Genomic DNA, 21,339 nt, shown 5'->3' with positions numbered 1-21,339 from the left:
CCATCCCGCGTCATGTCCCAGCTACTTCCCATCGTCGGCCCGGATAGTCCGGAGGCCACCACGTCCATCATCACTATCCAGAAGGTCAAGGTCAAAGACCAGCACCTCACCTGCGAATTCACCGAGCAGCGCACCCAAGAGGCGCCGCCCCGGGCCTTCGCCCTGACCTGCACCGAGCAGGTGCATCCCGACCTCATCCACGCCCTCAGCCGCCTGGTGCCGCACCTGTGTTTGCTCACTGAGCAGCTGACCGAAACGCCCGACTTCTGGCCCGACGAGTCCGAGGAGCTGCCCGCCCTGTTCGCGTCCTTCACCGTCACCGGCTTCTCCCTGGGCCGCAACCAGGGCGGCGTAACACTCATCGGTCAGCGCGAGCTGACCGGCGGCCGGGTCCTGAACCTGACCACGCCCTACCAGTCCTTCGACGACGAGCAGGCCACCTATTCCTACACCGGCCTGCTGGAAACTACTCTGGCCACGGCTTTAGCTGAAGTGGAAGCCGCCCTGCGCGGCAAATGCACCGAGTACCGCCAACTCGACTTGTTCGATGGTCAGTTAGCCCTGAGCAATGAGCCGTTGCCCCGACCTCTGGGATAGGCGGCGCCGGATGTGAATTGCTCATGGCAGCACCGTTTCGTCAGGCTCCCCCTCTCCCCTTGGAGAGGGGGCCGGGGGGTGAGGCGCATCGTTGGGCATCGACTGTGAATTGCTCATTAATAATTACTCATTACTAATTGCTAATGAAGCTCCCGGCTATCCAGTTCTACCCCGGCGACTGGCACAAAGACCAGGGCGTGCAGGCCCTCGACCTCGCGCAGCGCGGGGCCTGGTTCGAACTGCTGCTGATGATGCACGACTCGGACGAGCGCGGCGTGCTGCTTGTCAACGGCCAGCCTATGCCCGATGCCGTCATTGCCCGCCGCTTGGGTTTGGATAACCAAACCGCCAACCAAATTCTAACCACCCTGCTGGCCTACGGCGTGGCCAGCCGCCGCGAGTCCGACGGCGCCCTCTACTGCCGCCGCATGGTCAAGGATGAAAACCTGCGCCAGGTGCGTACCGCCGCCGGCAGAAAGGGTGGCAACCCGCGTTTGCTTAACCAAAACCCCAACCAAACCCCAACCACCCGGGACAAGCAAATCCCAACCCCTTCATTTTCATCTTCACTTACATCTTCAATAAAAGAGAGGGCAGCTGACGCCACCCAATCCGCGCCCGCCCTCATTTCGGAAAAGTCAGAGTCAGAAGAAAGGAAATCGTCAGGCTCCCCCTCTCAACAGGAGAGGGGGCCGGGGGGTGAGGCCCCACAGCCGCGCCGCCAGAAAGTCCCGCCCACCCTCGCCGAAATCCAGGCCTACGCCGCCGAGCAGCACCCCAACAGCCCCGACGCCCAAACCGAAGCTGCTGCCTTCCACGACCACTACGAAAGCAACGGCTGGCGCGTGAGCGGCAAAACCCCCATGGCCGACTGGCGCGCTGCCTTCCGCGGCTGGATGCGCCGCCGCCCCCAGTTCCAGAACGCCGGCCCCCACGGCCCCAGCCCGGCCGCGCCCCCGGCCCGCGCCCGCACCGCCCCTAAACCCGCCGACCCCACCCGCTGGAGTTAACCTACCATGCTGCCGCCCATGCAACCAGCCAAGTTCAGCGCCTCCGCTCGTCCCACCGTTTCCGCGCCCACCGGCGGCCATCTGCCGCCCCAGGCGCTGGAGTTAGAGGCTGCTGTGCTCGGCGCCGCCCTACTCGAAGCCCCGGCCCAGCGCACCCTGCTGGCCACGCTGTCTACCGAGGAAGTATTCTACTCGTCGGCTCACCAGCAAGTATACCTGTCCATCCGCGACCTGGTGCAGGCGGGCCAGCATGCCGACCTGCTCACCGTCGTGCAGCAGCTGCGCCACCGGGGCACGCTGGAGCGCACCGGTGGCCCGGCCTTCGTGGCCGGCCTCACCAGCCGCGTCAACTCCGCTGCCCACCTCGACAGCCATTGTCGCATCCTGCAGGAGCAGCACGCCCGCCGCGTGGTCATCCGCGCCGGCTCGGAGCTGGCCGCCTATGGCTACGACAACACCCGCGACCCGCTCGAACTACTGGCCACCGCCCAAACCCACCTCACCAGTCTCCACCGTACCCTCGAAACCCGCCCCGGCCAAACGGCCGCCGCCGCTTTCGCCGCCACGTTTGACCGTCTGGCCCAGGCCGTGCAGCAGCACGGTCTCACCGGCATTCCTACCGGCCTCACCCAACTCGACGGCCTCACCGGCGGCTGGCAGCCCTCCGACCTCATCATCCTGGCGGCCCGGCCGGCCATGGGCAAAACAGCTGCCCTGCTACATTTCGCCCGCACCGCCGCCCTCGACCACGGCCACCACACCGCCGTGTTTAGCCTCGAAATGCCTACCCTGCAACTCATGCAGCGCATGGTGGCCAGCGAGGTGCCCGGCTACTCCAACTCCGACCTGCGCCGCGGCAACCTCCCCGGCGGCCTGGAGCAGGTGTCCCACATCCGCGAGCAGGCCCGGCGCCTCCACACCCACGGCCACGCCCTGCACCTCGACGACACGCCCGGCCTGAGCATCCAGCAGCTGCGCACCAAGTGCGCCCGCCTCCACAGTCAGCACCCCTTAAGCCTGGTGCTGGTCGACTACATCCAGCTCATGCGCGGCGACACCAAAGGCAACTGGGAGCAGGAAGTGGGCAGCATCAGCCGCGGCCTCAAGGAGCTGGCCAAAGAACTCAACGCCCCCGTCATTGCCCTCAGCCAACTCAGCCGCGACGTGGAGAAAAGGGGAGGGGACAAGCGCCCCATGCTCTCCGACCTGCGCGAGTCCGGCAGCCTGGAGCAGGACGCCGACTGCATCGTCTTCCTCTGGCGCGGCGAGTACTACAGCATCCCCGAGTACGAGGACGGCACCCCCACCGCCGACACGGTCCTGTTCGACATGGCCAAACACCGCAACGGCGCCACCGACGAGGTAGTAGCCGCCTGCAACCTCCGCCGCGGCGTGTTCAGCGACTTGCAATCCCAAGTTGTCAGCTTCTAACGGCTGACGGGTAGCCTCTTTCTGAAAACCGATAGCTAACAGCTCAAGATCATATGCCAACTCCCATCGTCATCAGCTGCTTCGACCTCACTACCACGCTCGTGCAGCCGTGGGCCGAAGCCGGCTACCTCTACTACTGCGTCGACCTGCAGCACCCGCCCGGCGAAACCCGGGAGGGCAATATCATCCGCGTCGGCATCGACGTGCGCGAGTGGCTGCCGCCCTACGGACCCGTGGCCTTCGCTGCCTTCTTTCCGCCCTGCACCGATACCGCCATTTCCGGCCGGGCCCACTTCCGCCGCAAAGGCCTCGGAAGTGTCATCAAGGCCCTGCAGCTGTTCGAGTGGTCGGCCCGCCTCGCCGCCTGGTGCCAGGCCCCCTACTTCATCGAAAACCCGGTAAGCACCGTCAGTACCTACTGGCGCCCCCCGGACTTCCGGTTCGACCCCTGCGACTACGCCGGGTACCTGCCCGCCGAGCGCCAGCTCAGCGAAGCCTACACCAAGCGCACCTGCCTGTGGACCGGCGGCGGCTTCCAACTGCCCGAGCCCAAGGCGGTAGTGCCCATCCTCGGCTCCAAAATGCACAACCTCCCCGACTCAAAGAACCGCGCCAACCTGCGTTCCGCCACGCCCGCCGGCTTCGCCCGGGCTGTGTTCGAGGCGAACTATAAGCCAGCCGCTATTTCCAGCGAAACCCTGTAAGAACGTTGGGGCAACCTTCTCAAAGCCAATAGGAGACATAGTAAATAGTTGATGAGAATGACGAACGCCCCTCCACCGCTGACACCGCCCTGTCCGACGTGGCCAAGCACCGCAACGGGGCCACCGACGAAGGAATAGCCGCCTGCTTGATGCGGCGGGGCCTGTTCATTAATTTAGCTTCTGACCAAGCAAGCCAGTAGGAAACCGCCCCGGCCTCTGCTATTGATAGCTGTTTTTACGTTCCGAAACCTGATGCCCTCAGACCCCAACCAACTACCCGAGTGGCCTTTCGTTATCGGCGGCTGTGGCCGTCTGGGCTGTGTGCTGCCCCACACTCGTCAACTATTACCCGTGCTGGGTGTTCGCCAGTTGATTGACCCTACCCTACGTGAGTTTTTATCCCCGGAGCGCTGCGCCCGGTATGAGGAGCCCTCCTTCTTTTATGATGAATCCCTGTTCCCACCGGACGAACCAGTTTTCTGAAGGGCAGACCAACTAAAACTACCCCACGCTGAGCATATCCACTTCCTTACCCGCCGGGTACAGCCCCGGAAACAGCGCCGGGGCAAACCCAATCGGGTACGCCGCCCGGTAGGGAGCCAGATGGTCGCCCTGGTCCGTCGCCAGCAGGCCCGCCTGCAGCAGCTGCGTGGCCAGCGCCTTGGCGGTCCTCTCCGACAGGCCCGTCAGCCGTTCCACCTCCCGCCGTGGAATGCTGCCCTTCAAAAACACGGCCTCCAGCACGTAGTACGTTTCCGTCCGCCACTTGCGCCTGAGCACCAGCAGCTGCACCAAGCCCCGCAGCCGGCCCAGCATGTCATCAATGCCCAGCACGTCGGTCATGTACCGGATCTGGTCCAGGGCCACTCCCAGGAAGAAGTGGCAGAAGGCCACCAGCTGCCGCTCCGATAGGTTGCCGCGCCCGTCATGATCATTCTCCCGCTGCGCATCGGCCGCTGCCAGGGCCCGCTTATACGCCGTCTCGCTGCGGGCCAGCCCCCGCGACATCGACCACAGCCCGCCCGCATCCAGTCCTTCGGCCCGAAAGGCGGCGTCGCTGAACAGGCGCATCACCCGCCCGTTGCCATCCAGAAACGGATGCAGCCAGGCCAGGCGGTGGTGGGCCGCGCCAATCTGCACCACGCGCGCCAGGTGGTTGGGTTCGTACTTAGGTTGATAGCCGTCCTCCAGCCGGTGAATAAACGTGGGCAGCGCATCCGCCGCCGGGGCCACGTGCCGGCCCACGCGCACTTCGCTGGTGCGTAGCTCTCCGGGCAGCACTTCCAGCCGCTGGCCCTCCACCGTAGTGGTCCAGCGGAATTCGTCGGGCAGGTGGGCATAGAACGCCCGGTGCAGGGCCCGCCAGAATCGCTCAGTATAAGGGTTGCCGTCTGCCTCCGCCAGCAGCTCCGGCAGCCGGGCGTGCACCGCAATGTGGGCCCGCGCTTCCAGCTGCAACGACCGGTTCCGGCTGTCAGCGGAGTACTCTTCCTGCAGGGCGCGGGCAATATCGAGCGGGTGCGTATCGTGTCCCTCAATCAGGTTGGAGTAGTAGCTGTTGGCCGGCCGCAGAAAGTCGGCAATGGCCCGGGCCGTCAGCGGGTGCAAACGCCCTTCCAGCCGCGCCGCCGCCTTCACCACCTGCAACGCCAGCTCCGCCAGCGTGGGCGGTACCGGACTGGGCTTCAGCGGCGCAATGGCGGCAGCATCACGGTAGAGCAGGGTAGGTGCATTCATTCGGCAAAATTACCGGTAAATTACGATACCTGTTACGATAGGTATAGCTTTGATAGATAGTAAATTGAAAGCCAAAGGATGGTGTGTGTTACGATACCTGTTGCGACACCGGCCGCCGGTTTCCGACAAAGAGCCTGCCTTCCTTCGCAAACTTGTTACCTGGCACCTGAGAGAATCAGCTAACTTGCATTCCGGCTCACCAGGTACCCCTTTGCTCCGTAGATGACGCGCCTGGATACCCTGCGTTGAGTTCCGTTAAGAGGTTGAATCCGTCCCGCAAATGAGGCGTATTCTCAATCGCCAGTTCCTTAGAAGTACCCCATTCCCGTGGCCAAACAGAAGAAAATAGTTGCCGAAGAGCCGCTCGAAAAGCAGCTCTGGAAAACCGCCGATAAGCTCCGCAAAAACATTGATGCCGCCGAGTACAAGCACGTCGTACTGGGCCTCATCTTCCTCAAATACATTTCCGATTCCTTCGAAGAGCACTACGCCAAGCTAGTAGCCGGCGAAGGCGAGTACGCCGGGGCCGACCCCGAAGACAAGGACGAGTACAAGGCCGAAAATGTGTTCTTCGTGCCCGAGTACGCCCGCTGGCAGTTCCTGCAAAACCACGCCAAGGTGGCCCAGATTCCGGTGCTCGACCCCGAGGGCAAAGGCGTTATCGTGAGCATCGGCGGGGCCGTGGACAACGCCATGGACTGGATTGAAAAGGACAACCCTCCGCTCAAGGGCGTGCTGCCCAAGGTATTCGCCCGCCAGAACCTGGACCCTGCCAGCCTGGGCGAGCTGATTGACCTGGTGGGCAACATCGCCCTGGGCGACGCCAAAGCCCGCAGCGCCGATGTGCTGGGCCGCGTGTTCGAGTACTTCCTTGGCGAGTTTGCCCTGGCCGAGGGCAAGCAGGGCGGCCAGTTCTACACCCCGCGCAGCGTGGTAGAGCTGCTGGTCGAAATGCTGGAGCCCTACCAGGGCCGCGTCTACGACCCCTGCTGCGGCTCGGGCGGCATGTTCGTGCACTCCGAGAAGTTCGTGACCGAGCACCAGGGCCGCGTCAACGATATTTCCATCTACGGGCAGGAAAGCAACCAGACCACCTGGCGACTGGCCAAGATGAACCTGGCCATCCGGGGTATCGACAGCTCCCAGGTGAAGTGGAACACCGAGGGCTCTTTCCTCAACGACGCCCACCGCGACCTGAAGGCCGACTACATCATCGCCAACCCGCCCTTCAACGTGAGCGACTGGGGCGGCGAGCTGCTGCGCACCGATGGCCGCTGGAAGTACGGCGTGCCCCCCACCGGCAACGCCAACTTCGGCTGGATGCAGCACTTCCTGCACCACCTGGCCCCCACGGGGCAGGCGGCCGTGGTGCTGGCCAAGGGCGCCCTCACCTCCAAAAGCTCGGGCGAGGGCGACATCCGCAAGGCCCTGGTGGAAGACGGCGTGATTGACTGCATCGTCAACCTACCGGCCAAGCTGTTTCTGAACACCCAGATTCCGGCCGGCCTGTGGTTCATGAACCGCAGCCGCCAGGGCGACGGCCGCTTCCGCGACCGGCGCGACGAAATCCTGTTCATCGACGCCCGCAACCTGGGCTTCCTGGTAAACCGCCGCACCCGCGAGCTGTCCGACGACGACATCCAGCGCATTGCCGATACCTACCACCAGTGGCGCAACCCCGGCGGCAGCTACCAGGACGTGCCCGGCTTCTGCATGGCCGCACCCCTGGCGCGGGTGCGCGAGCTCGACTACGTGCTTACCCCCGGCCGCTACGTGGGCCTGCCCGACGACGAGGACGAGTTCGACTTCGCCGAGCGCTTCGGCACGCTGCGGGCCGAGCTGGACGCCCAGCTCAGCGAAGAAGCCGCCCTGAATAAGCTGATTGCCGATAACCTGGCGAAGATTTTAACAGCTTAGGAAAGATGAGCAAGCAGACGGAAATACAGTGGGGGGAGGTTGAGACGAAAGTCAGTGACCTGAATGACTGGCGTGATTACAGGCTAGACGAACTTACAGAGCCTGTAAAAGACCAATATAATCCCGATGGCAGCAGTGATTTTAACTACATTGGACTAGAACACATCCAGCAAGAAAAACTCAGACTAAATGCTCCGGGGGATTCATCTGATGTCACCAGCAACAAGTTCAAATTTGAAGCGGGTGATGTTTTGTTCGGGAAACTGCGTCCCTATTTTAGGAAAGTGGCGAGGCCAAAATTTGGGGGTATTTGCTCAACCGATATTTGGGTCTTTAGAGCCAAGGAAGATATTGACCAAGGTTTCCTCTTTTACTTTTTAGCGAGTTGGGATTTTGTCAATTTGGCAAATAGTGGCGAAGGTGGCACCCGTATGCCAAGGGCGGACTGGAAGTTTTTGCAGACCACAGAATGGAAGATTCCACCGCTAGATGAGCAACGCGCCATTGCCGCCGTTCTCAGTAGCTTGGACGACAAAATAGACCTGCTGCACCGCCAGAACGCCACCCTGGAAGCCTTGGCCGAAACGCTGTTCCGGCAGTGGTTTGTGGAGGAGGCCAAGGAGGAGTGGGAGGAACGTAAAGTTGGGGATATTGCCACTCACCTTAAAGTGGGCATTAATCCGGTTGCGAATCATACAGTATTGTATTGCCAATATAGTTTGCCCGCTTATGACAACGGACAAGTTCCAACTCGGGAGCTAGGGTTGGAAATATTGAGCAATAAATACGAGGTTTCGCCCAATACAATCTTGATTTCAAAGTTGAATCCTCGCTTTCCTCGAATCTGGGCTATTGGGGAAAGTGTAGAACCTAATTCAGTGTGTTCAACTGAATTTCAGGTTTTCAAACCTAAAAAGCAGAGCCTTTACGCTTACTTCTACTTCCTGATTAAGTCGGAAGATGTTGTAGGCGAAATGACAATGGCTGCTTCAGGAACAAGCGGAAGTCACCAGCGTATCAGGCCGGAAGACATTCTAAATATTAAAGTGAGAATTCCATCCATTGAAAAGGCAGAGGAATTCTCCACAATAGCTCAAGGATTCATTGATAAAGCCGATAAAAACCGGGGTGTAATCCAAACCCTTTCCACCCTGCGCGACACGCTGCTGCCGAAGCTGATGAGCGGCGAAGTGCGCGTGGCCTATTAATCACTATTTCGCCGTCTATCCGTTATGGGCAAGCTGACTGAAAACGCCATCGAGGAGCTGGCCATCGAGCTGCTGCAAACCCTGGGCTACCACTACCACTACGCCCCCGACTTCGCCCCCGACGGCCCCCATCCCGAGCGGGCCAGCTTCGCCGATGTGCTGCTGCTCGAGCGCCTGCGCGGCGCCATTGCCCGCATCAACCCCACCGTGCCGGCCGAGGCCCGCGAAGATGCTCTGCGGCAGGTGCAGCGCATAGCCTCGCCCGAGCTGCTGGCCAACAACGAAACCTTCCACCGCCTGCTCACCGAGGGGGTGCCGGTGGGCAAGCAGCAGGACGGCCAGGAGCGCGGCGAGGTGGTGTGGCTCGTCGATTTTCAGCAGCCCGACCGCAACGAGTTCGTGGTGGCCAACCAGTTCACGGTCATCGAAAACGGCCATCAGAAGCGGCCCGATGTGGTGCTGTTCGTCAACGGCCTGCCCCTGGTGGTACTGGAGCTCAAGAATGCCGCCTCCTCAACCGCTACCCTCAAGTCGGCCTACCAGCAGCTCGATACCTACAAGGCCCTCATCCCCGGCCTGTTCACCTACAACGGCCTGCTCGTCATCTCCGACGGCCTCGAAGCCCGGGCCGGCTCCCTGTCGGCGGGCCTGAGCCGCTTCATGGCCTGGAAGTCGGCCGACGGCCTGGCCGAAGCCTCGCCCCTGGTAAGCCAGCTCGAAACCCTCATTCGCGGCCTGCTGGCCCCGGCCACCCTGCTCGATGTACTGCGCCACTTCGTGGTGTTCGAGAAGTTCAAAAAGGAAGACCCCCAAACGGGCGTCATCAGCATCTCCACGGTCAAGAAGGTAGCCGCCTACCACCAGTACTACGCCGTAAATGCCGCCGTGCAATCCACGCTGCGGGCCGCCGGCCACACGCCGGCTGAAGTAGCCGCCGCCACGCCACCCACCGGCTGCAGCTACGGGCGCGGCACCCTGCCGCCCGCGCTGGCACAGGAAGCCCCCGAAACCTATGGCGTGCCCGGCGTCGCCACCCAGCCCTTCGGCGACCGGAAGGGCGGTGTGGTATGGCATACCCAGGGCAGCGGCAAAAGCCTGACCATGGTGTTCTACACCGGCAAAATCGTGCAGGCCCTCGACAACCCCACGGTGGTCGTCATCACCGACCGCAACGACCTCGACGACCAGCTCTTCGACACCTTCGCCGCCTGCACCCAGCTGCTGCGCCAGGAACCTAAGCAGGTAGAAACCCGCGAGCAGCTCAAGGAGCTGCTGCGCGTGGCTTCGGGCGGGGTGGTATTCAGCACCATCCAGAAGTTTCAGCCCGAAGAAGGCAACGTATACGAGGAGCTGTCGGCCCGCCGCAACATCATCGTTATGGCCGATGAGGCCCACCGCACCCAGTACGGCTTCAAGGCCAAGGAAGTGGATGTGAAGGAAGACGGCCAGGTAATCGGCAAGCGCACCGTCTACGGCTTCGCTAAGTACCTGCGCGACGCCCTGCCCCAGGCCACCTACCTGGGCTTCACCGGCACGCCCATCGAGCAGACCGACGTAAACACGCCCGCCGTGTTCGGCAACTACATCGATATCTACGACATTGCCCAGGCCGTAGAAGACGGGGCCACGGTGCGCATCTACTACGAAAGCCGCCTGGCCCGGGTAAGCCTGAGCGAGGAGGGCAAAAAGCTGGTCGCCGACTTGGACGAGGACCTGGACGCCGACGACCTCACCAATACCCAGAAAGCCAAAGCCAAGTGGACCCAGCTCGAAGCCCTCATCGGCAGCGAGCGGCGCATCGCCACCATCGCCGCCGACGTGGTGGCCCACTTCGAGCAGCGCCAGGAAGTATTCGAGGGCAAAGCCATGATCGTAGCCATGTCGCGCCGCATCGCCGCCGAGCTGTACGCGGCCATCATTGCCCTCCGGCCCGACTGGCACTCTACCGACCTCAAGCAGGGCAAGCTGAAAGTGGTCATGACCTCGGCCTCCACCGATGGCGCCGCCATTGCCAAACATCACACCACCAAGGAGCAGCGCCGCGCCCTGGCCGAGCGCATGAAGGACCCCGCCGATGAGCTCCAGCTCGTGATTGTGCGCGACATGTGGCTCACCGGCTTCGATGCGCCCAGCCTGCACACGCTCTACATAGACAAGCCCATGCAGGGCCACAACCTCATGCAGGCCATTGCCCGCGTCAACCGCGTGTACAAGGACAAGCCCGGCGGCTTGGTGGTCGACTATCTGGGCATCGCCTCCGACCTCAAAAAAGCCCTGTCCTTCTACTCCGACGCCGGCGGCAAAGGCGACCCCGCCGTAGCCCAGCAGCAGGCCGTGGCCCTGCTGGCCGAAAAGCTGGAAGTGGTGCAGAACCTCTATCACGGCTTCCACTACGACTCCTACTACGACGCGGCCACCTCCGCCAAACTCTCCCTCATACTGGCCGCCGAAGAGCACATTCTGGGCCTGCCCGACGGCAAGAAGCGCTACATCAACGAGGTGACGGCCCTGTCGCAGGCCTTCGCCATTGCCATTCCGCACGAGGCGGCCCTGGCCGTGAAGGATGAGGTGTCGTTCTTCCAGGCCGTAAAAGCCCGCCTGGCCAAGTTCGACAGCACCGGCACCGGCCGCACCGACGAGGAAATCGAAACCACCATCCGGCAGGTAATCGATAAGGCCCTGGTATCCGAGCAGGTGATTGACGTATTCGACGCCGCCGGCATCAAAAAGCCCGACATCTCCATTCTCTCCGAAGAGTTTCTGCTGGAGCTCAAGGGCATGCAGCACAAGAACGTGGCCCTGGAAGTACTCAAAAAGCTGCTCAACGACGAGCTGAAAGCCCGCGCCCGGCAAAACCTGGTCAAGAGCAAAAGCCTGATGGAAATGCTGGAAAGCGCCATCAAGCGCTACCACGCCAAAATCCTGACCGCCGCCGAAGTGATGGACGAGCTCATCCGGCTCAGCAAGGAAATCACCCACATGGACAGCGAGGCTCAGGCCCTGGGGCTGACCAACTTCGAGTATGCCTTCTACACCGCCGTCGCCAACAACGACAGCGCTCAGGAGCTGATGCAGCAGGACAAGCTGCGCGAGCTGGCCGTGGTCCTCACCGAGCGGGTCCGCGCCAACGCCTCCATCGACTGGACCATCAAGGAAAGCGTGAAAGCCAAGCTGAAAGTCATTGTCAAGCGCACCCTGCGCCAGTTCGGATACCCCCCCGATATGGAGCTGCTGGCCACCGAAACGGTATTAAAGCAGGCCGAGCTTATTGCCAACGAGCTGACAAAGAGATAATAAGGAAATAATGATCCGTAGAGGGTAATCACTATTGTCTTATAGCAGTATATTGCATCGCCCCATCCATTAGGGATGGGGGTTTGAGGTTTAAATACGCGCTGGCGTAGATTATTAGCGTGAGCACCATGCCCACGACGGTCATCGAGTCAGAGCACCATGACAATACTTCCTTGATAGCAATAACCTTGCCAAGAAGAGGTGTCGGAATGTAATTAAGCTTCTCCATACTGTTAAACTTGCTCCTCCACCTTGCTAAGGCCTAATCTGATTAAGTTCGAAATTAAGGTCTAATGCACCGAGGGTAACCCCGGGAATGTCTTATTTCTAGCGTAGCTTGAAGTGAGTACGGTGTGTGTTTGTGACGGAACTACTTTACTAGGGTAACCGACGGAAGTAATTGTGTTATAAGCCCGTGCGGGAAAGGCCTGTAGGAGGCATAAAGCCTTCAAGGATAGGAGTAGTCCTGGCCTCTCCCTTTGACAGTAATAGGTGAATCTATAACGAGTTTATGTTTACGGAAAAACTTTGGAATGATTGGCTCAAGAAAGAGCTAGCTAATTATAAACACACAAAGGATAAGGAATCAGGTAAGTGTAAAAAAAAGTACCTGAAGAAAGGGTATCTTCATCTGGATAAGAGAATTTGGTTGCGTGGTGCTGATGAGCAGAAAAAGCTTAAGGATATTCTGCAAAATCCTGATAAAATAATTAAGCGGGCTTTTCATCCCTTTCTTAAGTTTATACTAACGGTCCCCCGCTATAAATACGACAGCAAACGCGAGTGTCGACGAATTGAATATAAAAAAAGGCCTATAAATTATGCATCCAATTCGGATGCATTAATATATTCGTTTTATTCACATTGCTTGACAAAGCAATACGAAAGCTATATACATCATTATAAAATCAACGATTGCGTACTTGCTTATAGGACGGATCTAAGTGCAAGTAACATAGACTTTTCACAGGAAGTATTTAACCATGTTAAGACCCGTGGGGAGTGCACTGTATTGGCACTAGATATCAAAGGTTTTTTTGATAACCTCGATCATGAGACTTTGCTGCAGCAATGGAAAAAAATAGTTTGCGCGGAGGAGACTGAAGAGAGTGTTTGTCAGAAATTTGGAGTTGAGAAGCTAGCAGACGATCAGTTTAAGATATTTCGCTCCCTAACAAAGTTTAGTTACATCAATAAAAATTCTTTGCTCCGGTTTACAGGCACTAACTTAACTGCGCTAGACCCGAAACCACAATCTCTTCTTGAATTAATTAATGGTAGTAAAGATTCTGTTAAATTTGATGCTCTAAGAAAGAATAATATCATAGTCACCAATATAAATAAATTCGGTATTCCTCAAGGGTCTCCAATAAGTGCCTTGATGTCGAATATTTATATGGCGGATTATGATATGGCGATGAACTCTTTTGTCAATGGAATTGGTGGTGTGTATCGCCGATACTGTGACGATATTTTGCTTATCGTTAATACAGCAGATGTTGATAAGGCCAAAGAATTTGCTTATAATAAAATAGAGGATTTAAAGCTAGATATCCAGAAAAAAAAGGAGGAAGAGATTGTTTTTAAAAAAAATAGCATAGGAAAAATACGATCATTTAATGCCATCAAGTTAAGACTAGAGCCTGATGTTGTGTTAGACAAACACAATGAGCACAAGTATTTAAAGCCGCTTCAGTATCTTGGTTTTGAATTTGATGGCCAAGATATTCGTATCAGGTCATCCAGTTTGTCAAGATATTTCAGGAAAGCCAAGGCACGGGTCACCAAAACCGTGAAGATGGCATATAGCCCTATTAGCAAAGGAAAGCGCATTTTCAAAAAGAAGCTGTATCATAGGTATACACACATAGGAAAGAGGAACTTTGTTAGCTATGCTTTAAACGCCTCGCGTAGCAGTTACAGAACTATAAGTGGAATAGATAAAACAGGTATGAATGCAATTGCTATAAGAAAGCAACTTTCTAGGCACGTTAAAAAAGTACTGTTTGATCTGAGCCAGAAAAATGCAAGGAGAATTAGCATCAAATCAAATAGCGGTAAGCTTATATCGAGGAAAAGGTAAATCGTATAGTCTGTTAGCTAAGAAGTTTAAAATTATAATTATTCTTAGCCAATGTGCACCAAAGTTAGCCGCGTTGCGCCGCCAAGTTCTCCACCCGCGGCCACCACGCCCGCACCTTCGGTAACCGCAGCGGCTGCCCATTAAAGCGCTGCACACCGTAGTCGTGCCCGCCCAGCTCCCCGAACCCTTCGGCCACCCGTACCCGGTAGTCTTCATCAATCCAGAACAAGTGCCGGTCGAAGGCCCGGTGCAGGTTGGGGCATAGCGCCAACCCGTTCCCAATCGTGTCATCCCGGCTCACCGACCACGGCACAATGTGGCAGGCATCCAGCAGCGGCGCCGCCCCCGTGGTGCTCACCAGCTGCAGGCCCGACACCGCGCAGGTAGACTGATACGCCCGCAGCACCTCCCGCACAAACACGCCGCTGCGCTCCGCCAGGGCGGTTTCATCGGCTACCTCCACCGCGCGGTTGTACACCGCCGCCGGCTCCTCCAGCATCTGCCGGCCCAACTCATCGAGCCGCTCCAGACCCGCCCGTGGCCGGAAATAGTGGCGCGTCAGCGGAAAGTAGCGCCCCAGCAGCACCTGCCGGATTTCCTCCCGCGCCACTGGCTGCAGCAGCAACTCCCACAGTGCCGGATCAAGCGAGGCATAATCGATGACATCCCGCAAATGCCCGAAGCTGCGCACCGACTTCGATGCCGTCAGCACTAACTCTTGACCCGGCCGGGCGTGCAGGTGCCAGAACTTCTCACTCCGCAGGTGAAAAAATGGTAACTGAAACGGACTGGCCCCAAACTCCGGCCCCGGGCTCAGCAGCTGGCAGTACGCTTTGAAGCCCGCAATCAGCTCGGGCGTAATGGCAATGCGGTTATCCCGGATAGCTTGTTCCTCAATGCCTTCCAGCACGGCCAATAGCAGCGCTGGCTTGTAGGGCGCCTCCAGCTTCGTTTCCGGGTGTACGTATGTCTTCAGCTTCGTGAGCCGGACTAGGTAGTGGGATAGGGTACTCAAGCTGACAGAGGATAGAAGAAGTTAAAGAATCAGGTAACTGGCAGGGTAGGAGTAAACAGTATCGGAATATCTACTATAACCGCTGCGCTTTTATCCCATACCGGTAGCTGAGGATCAGCATACACTTTATTCTGCATCGCCAACCGGAGAGTTCTTGGAGCCGGTGCCAAGTATCCAGTCACCTATCTGAGCGGTGCGGCGAATTGCCGGCTTGCACACAGCGAGCGTACACACGCCACCGTAAGGGTTAGGAGCGTCACCGGTATCGAAACGGAGAACATAGGAATAGAGAGCCATGCAGACGCAAGTAAACCAAAACGAGCGGACCAACCGGCCCGCTCGTTGCATTACCCTTGCCCCTCAAAATGCAGTCGGCCCCGCAACCCTGGCTGGGCAGGGTATTCTCCTGCGGGCGGCTAACGCTACCAGCAGGCACACTGGCTGCCCCCGTTCTGTCCGGCGGCCAGGCGTCCCCCTAGTCGTTCAGACGCTCGGCGGGCCCCAGGCTCCGGCGTGCACCTACCGCGCGCTACCCGGATGCAGCCACGCGTAGAGCAGCTGTGCGGCGGCCGCCAGCAGGGGCTGGTCACTGGTGCGCTCCTGGCAGCGCTGCAGGTCGTAGTGGCACAGCGTGCCGTAAGCCTGGCCCTGGCCGTCGCGTACGAGCGTGCCGCAGTAGGAGATAACCGGCGTGTCGATGCCCTGCGCCTGTGGGCCACGGCGGCATCCAGAATCTGCACGGGGGCCTCGCTACGGCCCACCAGCGAGCAATAGGTGGCGGCCATGGGCGCGTCGGCGCCCTGCCGCACTTCGGGTTTGTTCCGGTCGAACAAAGCCTCACTGCGCAGCATGTCCCCGTCGAACCGCCACAGGCCGGTGTAGCGGTGGGGCGTCCGGCGGTTGAGGTAGCCCAGGGCCGCGTGCACGCCTTGCTGGTTCAGCAGCGCGGCAAACTCGGTTATCTCGGCCTGCATTGTAGTTCCTTCAGTCGGGGTAGTCACGTTCGTCATGGTCAAAAAAGGCGGCCCGCCATCGGGCCCCCAAAGGTAAGGGAAGCGCCGGACGCCAGGGCAGGAGCCCCGGGCCGGCGCGGGCTGATTCAACCGCCCTCCGAATCAGGCGCGGGGCGCGCTGCTAGGCGGGTTACCGGCCGGGGCGCCGCGCCCGTCCGCGTGGCCCGGGGCAGCTCACTGCTTGCTGTTCGGACCATGGGCATCGAGCAGTTCCCGCAGGTCGTGCAGGCGGCCTTCCACCTGGCCCAGAAACACGGTGGGCACGGGCACCACGCTGCCATTGCGGGCGTTGAGGTAGCGCACCAGCGCATTCAAGGCCCCGATTTCCTCGTGCAGCTCCGCGCCCAAGTGCGCCCATTGGTCTTCGCCGCCCGTCGGGCGTGGCCCGCACCGGCTGCGCACGGCCAGCGCCTGGCTTACCAACCCGGCGAGCAGCTCCAGAATGCGCTGCTCATCGGCCGTGAAGGGGCGGGGCGCGTGGTCGACCAGGCACAGGGTACCGAGCGGGCGCGCATCCGGCAGCCGCAGCAGGGCCCCGGCGTAGAAGCGCACCTGGCTTTCCGCCGCGGCCCGCAGCACCTCGTCCGGAATCGGCGGGCGCTGCTCCAGCAGCAGGTCGTGGTACACCACGGCCTCGCCCCGCGTGACGGCCGTCGTGCACAGCGTCTCCGCGCGCGGCTGCCGCATGGGAGCGGGCACGCCCACGGCGGCGGGGTAATGGGCCTCGGTTTCCTCCACCACCGACAGCAGCGAGATGGGCACCTGGAACAGGCGCGCGGCCAGGGTCACGAACTCCTCGAACACCGGCTCAGCCAGGGCGGCCAGTACCTGGAAGGAGCGCAGCGCCGCCAGCCGGGCCGCTTCGTCATCGGGCCGGGCGGAAGAGAAAGGATGGGGCATGTCGGCAGCAGAAGCGGGAAGTGTACCAGGTGCAAGATAGCTAACTGGTCAGCCTCCTCCAACCGGCGCGTCCGGCCGCCGCACCTGCCCTCCTCAAACCACCACGAGCGGCCCGACTGGCCCGCTCGTTGCCTGGCCGCCCACCTCTCAACCCGCGGCCAGGCCCCACACCCCGGCCGGGCCCGCGCCCGCTGCTGCCGAGCGCTGCTTTTGCTCCGCCACCCGCCCTGGTACGCCCCCGCCGCCGACTGCCCGGTGGCTGAATTGGGGGCCCGGCAGCCCCGTCCTGCGCGCGGTAAACGACAAGCGGCCCGCTGACTTTCACCAGGCGCTGATTTCAGCAACCCGCCCGCTCCAAAGTTGGACGCATTTTTGTACTTTCGAAATGAAGTCGGATGCCCCAACTCTGTTTTCCGCGTCCGGTCTTGCCTTTATTCGGGATGCCCTCACTCAACTCTATTCCTCAATAACCGCTTGTATGACTGTTTTTTCCACCCTTCTTGGCACGGCCCTGGTCGGCGCTATTGCCCTGGTCGCGGCTCCGTCCGCCCAGGCTCAGATAAACATCAACATCGGCCAGCCCGCCCACGCGCCCCGCGTCGTGGTGGTCAGGCATGCGCCCAAGTACAAGGCCTACCACCCCAAGAAGGCCAAGAAAGGCCAGGCGGTGTACCTGGTGCCGTCTGGCCCGGCCTACTACCAGGTGCGAGGCAAGGGCCACGGCAAAGGCAAGCACTAATCCGTTTCCTGGCATCTCCCACACCCTGTTTAACGCCCTCTTACCTTTTACCTCATGAAATTCCCTACTCCCTTTGCGGCCCTGCTGTTGGCCGGCGTGCTCACCCTTTCGGCCACCAGCTGCAAAAAGTGCAACGACGAAGACCCCCGCGCCCGCGTCACCAACAACGGGACGCAAAAAGCGAGTGTGCAAGTAAAAACCTCGGGGGGTAGCACCGTCAACATCAACAACATCGACCCCGGGGCCTCCTCGGATTACGCCAACTATGCGGCCGGCACCACCACGTTCACCCTCAAGGTCAACAACGTCGACTACGTCAAATCCTTCGACGCCAGCAAGTGCCACGAGTACACGGTGGCCATCGACCGCAACAACGTCATCACCGTCACCGACACGGACCGCAACGACTAACGCCTCCCTGTCCGAGCCGAATGCCCTGGGCGCAGTTCACCCCCAACCAAAACGAGCGGGCCACCTGGCCCGCTCGTTTCATTTCCGTCCTACACCTCAAAATGTGGCCGGTCCTTAAACCCCGGCCAGTCGCCGCCCCAGCGCACCCGCGCGTCGGCCGCCTTCATCAGCCGCGCGAACTTGCTCAGCAGCAGCCCCGACCACGACACCGACCCATCGGCCAGCAGAAACGCCACGTCCAGCGCCGGCGTGGGCGGCCCCAGATTGTGCTTCGATTCCCCACCCCGCTTGTAGGTCACCACTGGCCCGGGTTTGTTGCGCCCCTGCGCGTACAGCTCATTCTGCCGCTCCGGACTCCGGTAGCACTCCGTAATAATTGGCCGCCCCGCCAGCCGCAGCACCGGGTCACCAAGCCACCGGCCCAGGGCCTGCGCGTAGGCCGCGCCCAGACTCGGCACCGCCTGCGCCAGCCGGGTCGCCTGTACCTTCTGCTGCCCGCCACTCAGCTGCGGCGCCGCCCGCTCCACCCCCGGCCGGGCCTTATTCCTTGCCATCAGTTCCCGGCGTAACGGCCGCTTCCGGAGCACCCGCCGCCGGCGACGCTACCACGCCCACCACCGGCGCCTTCACCACGTTTTCGGGCTTCTGCAGCGCCTTGCGCACCGTCGCCCAAATCGTCACGATGGCCACCAGCGCCTGGATAATCAGGTGCCCGTACTGCTCAATGGTATCAGGGTCCGGGGGCGTAAGCTCATGGCTGGCTACCTGCCCAACGAGGGCCGTCGTCAGGATGTGGGCCAGGTGTCCCGCTTTCGTGCTACTAAACATGGCGGAGGAGGTTGGTTACAGATACAAAGTATGTTACAAATTTACGTAACATTTTGCTACATAGTTGTTGAGTGCTAGTTGCCCGATGTTTGTATTTTTTAGGGCAGCCCCTGCGGGCCGGGCTGTGCGCCACTCCGCTTCGCTGCGGCCCTGCGGGCAGCCTCCCGCTGGTCGGCTTGGCTACCATCCCTGCTGCAGCCAACCCACTCCCCCCCCGGACACTGCTTGCTTCTCCCACTACCACCCACGCTCCGCCCACCCACCGCCGGCCGGGCCACCCGCCTTCCAGGACGGGCCACCCGGCCGCCGCCCCCCAACCCCCGCCCCGGGCCCAGCCGCCGCTCCACTCCGTCGCTACCTTGCTCCGCCGGGTTGGGGCTCCGTACCTCCGCCCCAACCCCGCTCCGCGGCGTCCGTTCCTCCATTCCGCGTCGTCCCGGCCCTCTCCCCACCGCACCGCCACCGCGGCAGCACCAGTTGCTCCCCGATGCAACCCAGACGCCCACCCGCCGCACCACGGCCCCGCCGTGCCGGGCCTGAAAAAGGCCCCACACCGCGCGTCCGCCTCCCCGGAGCAGGAGCAGGCCGCCGGCTGAAAAAGCCTGCCGCCAGCGAGTAGTATCTGCGTTCAGGCCACGCAGGCCAACGAATAAGGCCCGCTTCGCGGAGGGTCTAATTGGGGAGTACCCCAAACCCCCGCCACCATGCCCTGGCTGACGCCCGGTCATCTGCCTCGGCTACCGCAGCCTCCCGCTGGTCGGCCACTACCGCCTCATAAGGCCGGCTCCGCCGAAGGTCTATTGGGGGCCTCAGCCCGTCCCCCAAACCCCCTGGGCAAGGCTTCTAGTCGTTCTGGTGGGGCGGGCCTGACCAGGCGTCGCGCCAAGTATTTATTGTATTTGGCGCAGCTGAAGGCCTCGTAAATGCGGGCTTCTTTTAAGCTGGAATATCATTACTTAATGTAACAAGATGTTACTTTATTTTGTATATTTAGGGTAGTAAGTCGGGAAAGGCCCGGCTGCCCGCCCTACCCGGAGGCCTACGGCGCGGGGCACCCACGGCTAACATCTACAGCCATGCAACCCAACCAACTCCTGCAGCTTGCCGCTGCCGCCTGGAAAGGCCCCGCCCTGTGTCAGTTCTCGGGCATCTACGTTTCGCAGTCCGCTGCCACCTACGGCCAGGGCGGCACCACTTGGCACGTTATGCTCAGCCTGGCGGAGCGGCCCGCCTGTCAGCCCTCCGGGGGCTTCGCCGGCTCCTCGCCCTGCCCGTTTGAGGCCCTGCGCCTCGCTTTCCGCGCCCTGCGCGCCGTGGCGCCCGGCTACGCCTTCGCCGCCGTGTGGCAGGTTCTGCAGGCTGAGGATGAGTTTGCCGGGGTGCCCGCTCATGCCTAGCGTCCTCACCGCCCCAGCCGCGCCCACCGTGGGCGCGGCTGCCAGCCGGCTGGCCGCTTTGCAGGCCCGCCTGGACCAGCTCTGCGCCCCGCGTCCGGCCTCGCCTCCGCCGCCCGCGCCGGCGCCCGTTGACCCTGCCGTCGTCGCGGTCCGCCGGGAGCTGGCCCGCACGCAGTCGGCCTTGTTTGATGCCCGCGCCGCCCGCTATGCGCTGCGCGACACCTCCCGGCCCGGGCCCGGCCGCTTCGCTCAGCTGCGCGCCGCCGTGGTGCGCTACCAGCAGGCCCGCGCCGCCTACGCTGCCGCCGCCGCGGTCTTCCACGCCAGCCCGGCCGGCGCTGCTCTGCAGGCCGCCCGCGCCCGCTACCCCCGCTTTTAGCCCACCGGCCCGCGCCGGCTGTGGTGCGGGCCTTAAGCCCCGCTATTCATGGAGTATCAACCAACCGAGGCCGTACTGCACGGCCTGCACGGCGAAGCCATGGCCGCCGATGAAGCCCAGGCCGCCCATTACGATCAGCTGGCCGCCCGCGAGGAGTGGGAGCGCCAGGCCTGGTACCACCACCACGAGCAGGAGCAGCAAGGATGGGACGATGGCGAGTACGAGCAGATGATGTTCGACGTCGAAGGCTTTTAGCCCATCCGGTGCACTCAATTTTTCAATCAGGGGCCGCCCAGTCTGGGCGGCCCCATCAAACAGCCCCCTCATGCCTGCTTCTGCTACTACTTACCAGCCCCAGCTGCTCGACCCGCACAGCGCCGAGCCCCAACCCGTCCACCCCGCTAACGGCCGCAATTTCCGGCTGGCTGAGCTATACACTTTGCTCGATTGCCAGACCGTCGAGGTGATTCGCCTCACGCCCGAGCTGATTCTCATCATCGACGAAGAAGGCAAGTTCCGCAACCCCTGCTACCTCAACCTGCTGGCTACCTACCTGTGGCACCAGCACCAGCCCGCCGCCCGCGGCCAGGACAGCATCGTGGGCCGCGCCCTGCTTTGCCACGATAAGCAGTTCCGCTAGGCCCCGCCCGCATTTGTGCAAGCGCCGCTTGCCCGA

21 protein-coding genes are annotated in these 21,339 nt (G+C 61.2%); 15 read left to right on the top strand and 6 right to left on the bottom strand.

Features of this window, described 5'->3' with window-relative positions:
* Positions 1-12: 12 nt before the first annotated feature.
* From H8B14_RS04475 to H8B14_RS04460, 4 genes are all read left to right on the top strand, one after another.
* Positions 13-597, top strand: a complete 585-nt coding sequence (locus H8B14_RS04475; RefSeq protein ID WP_187314374.1) for a hypothetical protein — start codon at positions 13-15, stop codon at positions 595-597.
* A gap of 143 nt (positions 598-740) precedes the next feature.
* On the top strand, positions 741-1,607 hold the full coding sequence (locus tag H8B14_RS04470) for a hypothetical protein (protein ID WP_187314373.1): 867 nt from the start codon (positions 741-743) through the stop codon (positions 1,605-1,607).
* A 6-nt stretch (positions 1,608-1,613) separates the two neighbouring features.
* Positions 1,614-3,038, top strand: a complete 1,425-nt coding sequence (gene dnaB / locus H8B14_RS04465) for a replicative DNA helicase (RefSeq protein ID WP_187314372.1) — start codon at positions 1,614-1,616, stop codon at positions 3,036-3,038.
* Positions 3,039-3,091: 53 nt separating this feature from the next.
* The gene (locus H8B14_RS04460; protein ID WP_187314371.1) at positions 3,092-3,742 is read left to right on the top strand and encodes a hypothetical protein; all 651 of its coding nucleotides are present in this window, start codon (positions 3,092-3,094) and stop codon (positions 3,740-3,742) included.
* Positions 3,743-4,243: 501 nt separating this feature from the next.
* On the opposite strand, the gene H8B14_RS04455 is transcribed toward H8B14_RS04460, so the two are convergent.
* Entirely contained in the window at positions 4,244-5,479 is a 1,236-nt protein-coding gene (locus tag H8B14_RS04455; RefSeq protein WP_187314370.1) for a Fic family protein, read from the bottom strand.
* A 327-nt stretch (positions 5,480-5,806) separates the two neighbouring features.
* Here H8B14_RS04455 and H8B14_RS04450 point away from each other — a divergent pair, with 327 nt between their 5' ends.
* From H8B14_RS04450 to drt2, 4 genes are all read left to right on the top strand, one after another.
* The gene (locus tag H8B14_RS04450) at positions 5,807-7,396 is read left to right on the top strand and encodes a type I restriction-modification system subunit M (RefSeq protein WP_187314369.1); all 1,590 of its coding nucleotides are present in this window, start codon (positions 5,807-5,809) and stop codon (positions 7,394-7,396) included.
* A 5-nt stretch (positions 7,397-7,401) separates the two neighbouring features.
* Complete coding sequence (locus tag H8B14_RS04445) at positions 7,402-8,604, top strand: restriction endonuclease subunit S (RefSeq protein ID WP_187314368.1); 1,203 nt, start codon at positions 7,402-7,404, stop codon at positions 8,602-8,604.
* A gap of 24 nt (positions 8,605-8,628) precedes the next feature.
* The gene (locus H8B14_RS04440) at positions 8,629-11,898 is read left to right on the top strand and encodes a type I restriction endonuclease subunit R (RefSeq protein ID WP_187314367.1); all 3,270 of its coding nucleotides are present in this window, start codon (positions 8,629-8,631) and stop codon (positions 11,896-11,898) included.
* A 511-nt stretch (positions 11,899-12,409) separates the two neighbouring features.
* Positions 12,410-13,981, top strand: coding sequence for an antiviral reverse transcriptase Drt2 (gene drt2, locus H8B14_RS04435; RefSeq protein WP_187314366.1), 1,572 nt, complete (start codon positions 12,410-12,412; stop codon positions 13,979-13,981).
* A gap of 64 nt (positions 13,982-14,045) precedes the next feature.
* Here the strand turns inward: drt2 and H8B14_RS04430 are convergent, their stop codons facing one another.
* Positions 14,046-14,996, bottom strand: a complete 951-nt coding sequence (locus tag H8B14_RS04430) for an HNH endonuclease (protein ID WP_187314365.1) — start codon at positions 14,994-14,996, stop codon at positions 14,046-14,048.
* A 126-nt stretch (positions 14,997-15,122) separates the two neighbouring features.
* Complete coding sequence (locus H8B14_RS21405) at positions 15,123-15,293, bottom strand: Nmad2 family putative nucleotide modification protein (protein WP_187314364.1); 171 nt, start codon at positions 15,291-15,293, stop codon at positions 15,123-15,125.
* A 240-nt stretch (positions 15,294-15,533) separates the two neighbouring features.
* Between H8B14_RS21405 and H8B14_RS04420 the strand changes: the two genes are divergently transcribed.
* Positions 15,534-15,770 carry a hypothetical protein gene (locus H8B14_RS04420; RefSeq protein WP_187314363.1) on the top strand — a complete coding sequence of 79 codons (237 nt, stop codon included), beginning with the start codon at positions 15,534-15,536 and terminating at the stop codon, positions 15,768-15,770.
* 413 nt (positions 15,771-16,183) lie between these two features.
* On the opposite strand, the gene H8B14_RS04415 is transcribed toward H8B14_RS04420, so the two are convergent.
* Positions 16,184-16,909 carry a GAF domain-containing protein gene (locus tag H8B14_RS04415; RefSeq protein ID WP_187314362.1) on the bottom strand — a complete coding sequence of 242 codons (726 nt, stop codon included), beginning with the start codon at positions 16,907-16,909 and terminating at the stop codon, positions 16,184-16,186.
* A gap of 478 nt (positions 16,910-17,387) precedes the next feature.
* Between H8B14_RS04415 and H8B14_RS04410 the strand changes: the two genes are divergently transcribed.
* Positions 17,388-17,648: a hypothetical protein gene (locus tag H8B14_RS04410; protein ID WP_187314361.1), complete on the top strand. Its 261-nt coding sequence runs from the start codon at positions 17,388-17,390 to the stop codon at positions 17,646-17,648.
* Positions 17,649-17,702: 54 nt separating this feature from the next.
* Positions 17,703-18,059 carry a hypothetical protein gene (locus tag H8B14_RS04405; RefSeq protein ID WP_187314360.1) on the top strand — a complete coding sequence of 119 codons (357 nt, stop codon included), beginning with the start codon at positions 17,703-17,705 and terminating at the stop codon, positions 18,057-18,059.
* A gap of 89 nt (positions 18,060-18,148) precedes the next feature.
* Here H8B14_RS04405 and H8B14_RS04400 read toward each other — a convergent pair whose 3' ends face one another.
* Positions 18,149-18,613, bottom strand: coding sequence for a M15 family metallopeptidase (locus tag H8B14_RS04400; protein ID WP_187314359.1), 465 nt, complete (start codon positions 18,611-18,613; stop codon positions 18,149-18,151).
* Complete coding sequence (locus H8B14_RS04395; RefSeq protein WP_187314358.1) at positions 18,600-18,887, bottom strand: hypothetical protein; 288 nt, start codon at positions 18,885-18,887, stop codon at positions 18,600-18,602. The genes H8B14_RS04400 and H8B14_RS04395 overlap by 14 nt, the downstream gene beginning before the upstream one ends.
* Before the next feature lie 1,076 nt (positions 18,888-19,963).
* Here H8B14_RS04395 and H8B14_RS04390 point away from each other — a divergent pair.
* The 4 genes from H8B14_RS04390 (at position 19,964) to H8B14_RS04375 (ending at position 21,303) form a co-directional block, all read left to right on the top strand.
* Complete coding sequence (locus H8B14_RS04390; protein ID WP_187314357.1) at positions 19,964-20,284, top strand: hypothetical protein; 321 nt, start codon at positions 19,964-19,966, stop codon at positions 20,282-20,284.
* A complete protein-coding gene (locus H8B14_RS04385; RefSeq protein WP_187314356.1) occupies positions 20,277-20,663 on the top strand; it encodes a hypothetical protein in 387 nt (128 codons plus the stop codon). Before H8B14_RS04390 ends, H8B14_RS04385 begins: the two co-directional genes overlap by 8 nt.
* A gap of 48 nt (positions 20,664-20,711) precedes the next feature.
* The gene (locus tag H8B14_RS04380; protein ID WP_187314355.1) at positions 20,712-20,918 is read left to right on the top strand and encodes a hypothetical protein; all 207 of its coding nucleotides are present in this window, start codon (positions 20,712-20,714) and stop codon (positions 20,916-20,918) included.
* Positions 20,919-20,988: 70 nt separating this feature from the next.
* Positions 20,989-21,303 (top strand): DUF3846 domain-containing protein, encoded by a 315-nt coding sequence (locus H8B14_RS04375; RefSeq protein ID WP_187314354.1) that lies wholly within the window; start codon positions 20,989-20,991, stop codon positions 21,301-21,303.
* Positions 21,304-21,339 lie beyond the last annotated feature (36 nt).

The sequence above is a fragment of the Hymenobacter puniceus genome, from assembly GCF_014333525.1.
Taxonomy (GTDB): Bacteria; Bacteroidota; Bacteroidia; order Cytophagales; family Hymenobacteraceae; genus Hymenobacter.
Note: the sequence above shows the minus strand (reverse complement) of the source record. Positions and strands in the feature narration are given on the sequence as shown.

What these genes read in the sequence shown, in the direction of transcription:
- H8B14_RS04475 (WP_187314374.1), top strand. Translation starts at nt 13, where the DNA reads ATGTCCCAGCTACTTCCCATCGTCGGCCCGGATAGTCCGGAGGCCACC.
- H8B14_RS04470 (WP_187314373.1), top strand. Translation starts at nt 741, where the DNA reads ATGAAGCTCCCGGCTATCCAGTTCTACCCCGGCGACTGGCACAAAGAC.
- dnaB (WP_187314372.1), top strand. Translation starts at nt 1,614, where the DNA reads ATGCTGCCGCCCATGCAACCAGCCAAGTTCAGCGCCTCCGCTCGTCCC.
- H8B14_RS04460 (WP_187314371.1), top strand. Translation starts at nt 3,092, where the DNA reads ATGCCAACTCCCATCGTCATCAGCTGCTTCGACCTCACTACCACGCTC.
- H8B14_RS04455 (WP_187314370.1), bottom strand. Translation starts at nt 5,479, where the DNA reads ATGAATGCACCTACCCTGCTCTACCGTGATGCTGCCGCCATTGCGCCG.
- H8B14_RS04445 (WP_187314368.1), top strand. Translation starts at nt 7,402, where the DNA reads ATGAGCAAGCAGACGGAAATACAGTGGGGGGAGGTTGAGACGAAAGTC.
- H8B14_RS04440 (WP_187314367.1), top strand. Translation starts at nt 8,629, where the DNA reads ATGGGCAAGCTGACTGAAAACGCCATCGAGGAGCTGGCCATCGAGCTG.
- drt2 (WP_187314366.1), top strand. Translation starts at nt 12,410, where the DNA reads ATGTTTACGGAAAAACTTTGGAATGATTGGCTCAAGAAAGAGCTAGCT.
- H8B14_RS21405 (WP_187314364.1), bottom strand. Translation starts at nt 15,293, where the DNA reads ATGGCTCTCTATTCCTATGTTCTCCGTTTCGATACCGGTGACGCTCCT.
- H8B14_RS04420 (WP_187314363.1), top strand. Translation starts at nt 15,534, where the DNA reads ATGCAGCCACGCGTAGAGCAGCTGTGCGGCGGCCGCCAGCAGGGGCTG.
- H8B14_RS04415 (WP_187314362.1), bottom strand. Translation starts at nt 16,909, where the DNA reads ATGCCCCATCCTTTCTCTTCCGCCCGGCCCGATGACGAAGCGGCCCGG.
- H8B14_RS04410 (WP_187314361.1), top strand. Translation starts at nt 17,388, where the DNA reads ATGACTGTTTTTTCCACCCTTCTTGGCACGGCCCTGGTCGGCGCTATT.
- H8B14_RS04405 (WP_187314360.1), top strand. Translation starts at nt 17,703, where the DNA reads ATGAAATTCCCTACTCCCTTTGCGGCCCTGCTGTTGGCCGGCGTGCTC.
- H8B14_RS04400 (WP_187314359.1), bottom strand. Translation starts at nt 18,613, where the DNA reads ATGGCAAGGAATAAGGCCCGGCCGGGGGTGGAGCGGGCGGCGCCGCAG.
- H8B14_RS04395 (WP_187314358.1), bottom strand. Translation starts at nt 18,887, where the DNA reads ATGTTTAGTAGCACGAAAGCGGGACACCTGGCCCACATCCTGACGACG.
- H8B14_RS04390 (WP_187314357.1), top strand. Translation starts at nt 19,964, where the DNA reads ATGCAACCCAACCAACTCCTGCAGCTTGCCGCTGCCGCCTGGAAAGGC.
- H8B14_RS04385 (WP_187314356.1), top strand. Translation starts at nt 20,277, where the DNA reads ATGCCTAGCGTCCTCACCGCCCCAGCCGCGCCCACCGTGGGCGCGGCT.
- H8B14_RS04380 (WP_187314355.1), top strand. Translation starts at nt 20,712, where the DNA reads ATGGAGTATCAACCAACCGAGGCCGTACTGCACGGCCTGCACGGCGAA.
- H8B14_RS04375 (WP_187314354.1), top strand. Translation starts at nt 20,989, where the DNA reads ATGCCTGCTTCTGCTACTACTTACCAGCCCCAGCTGCTCGACCCGCAC.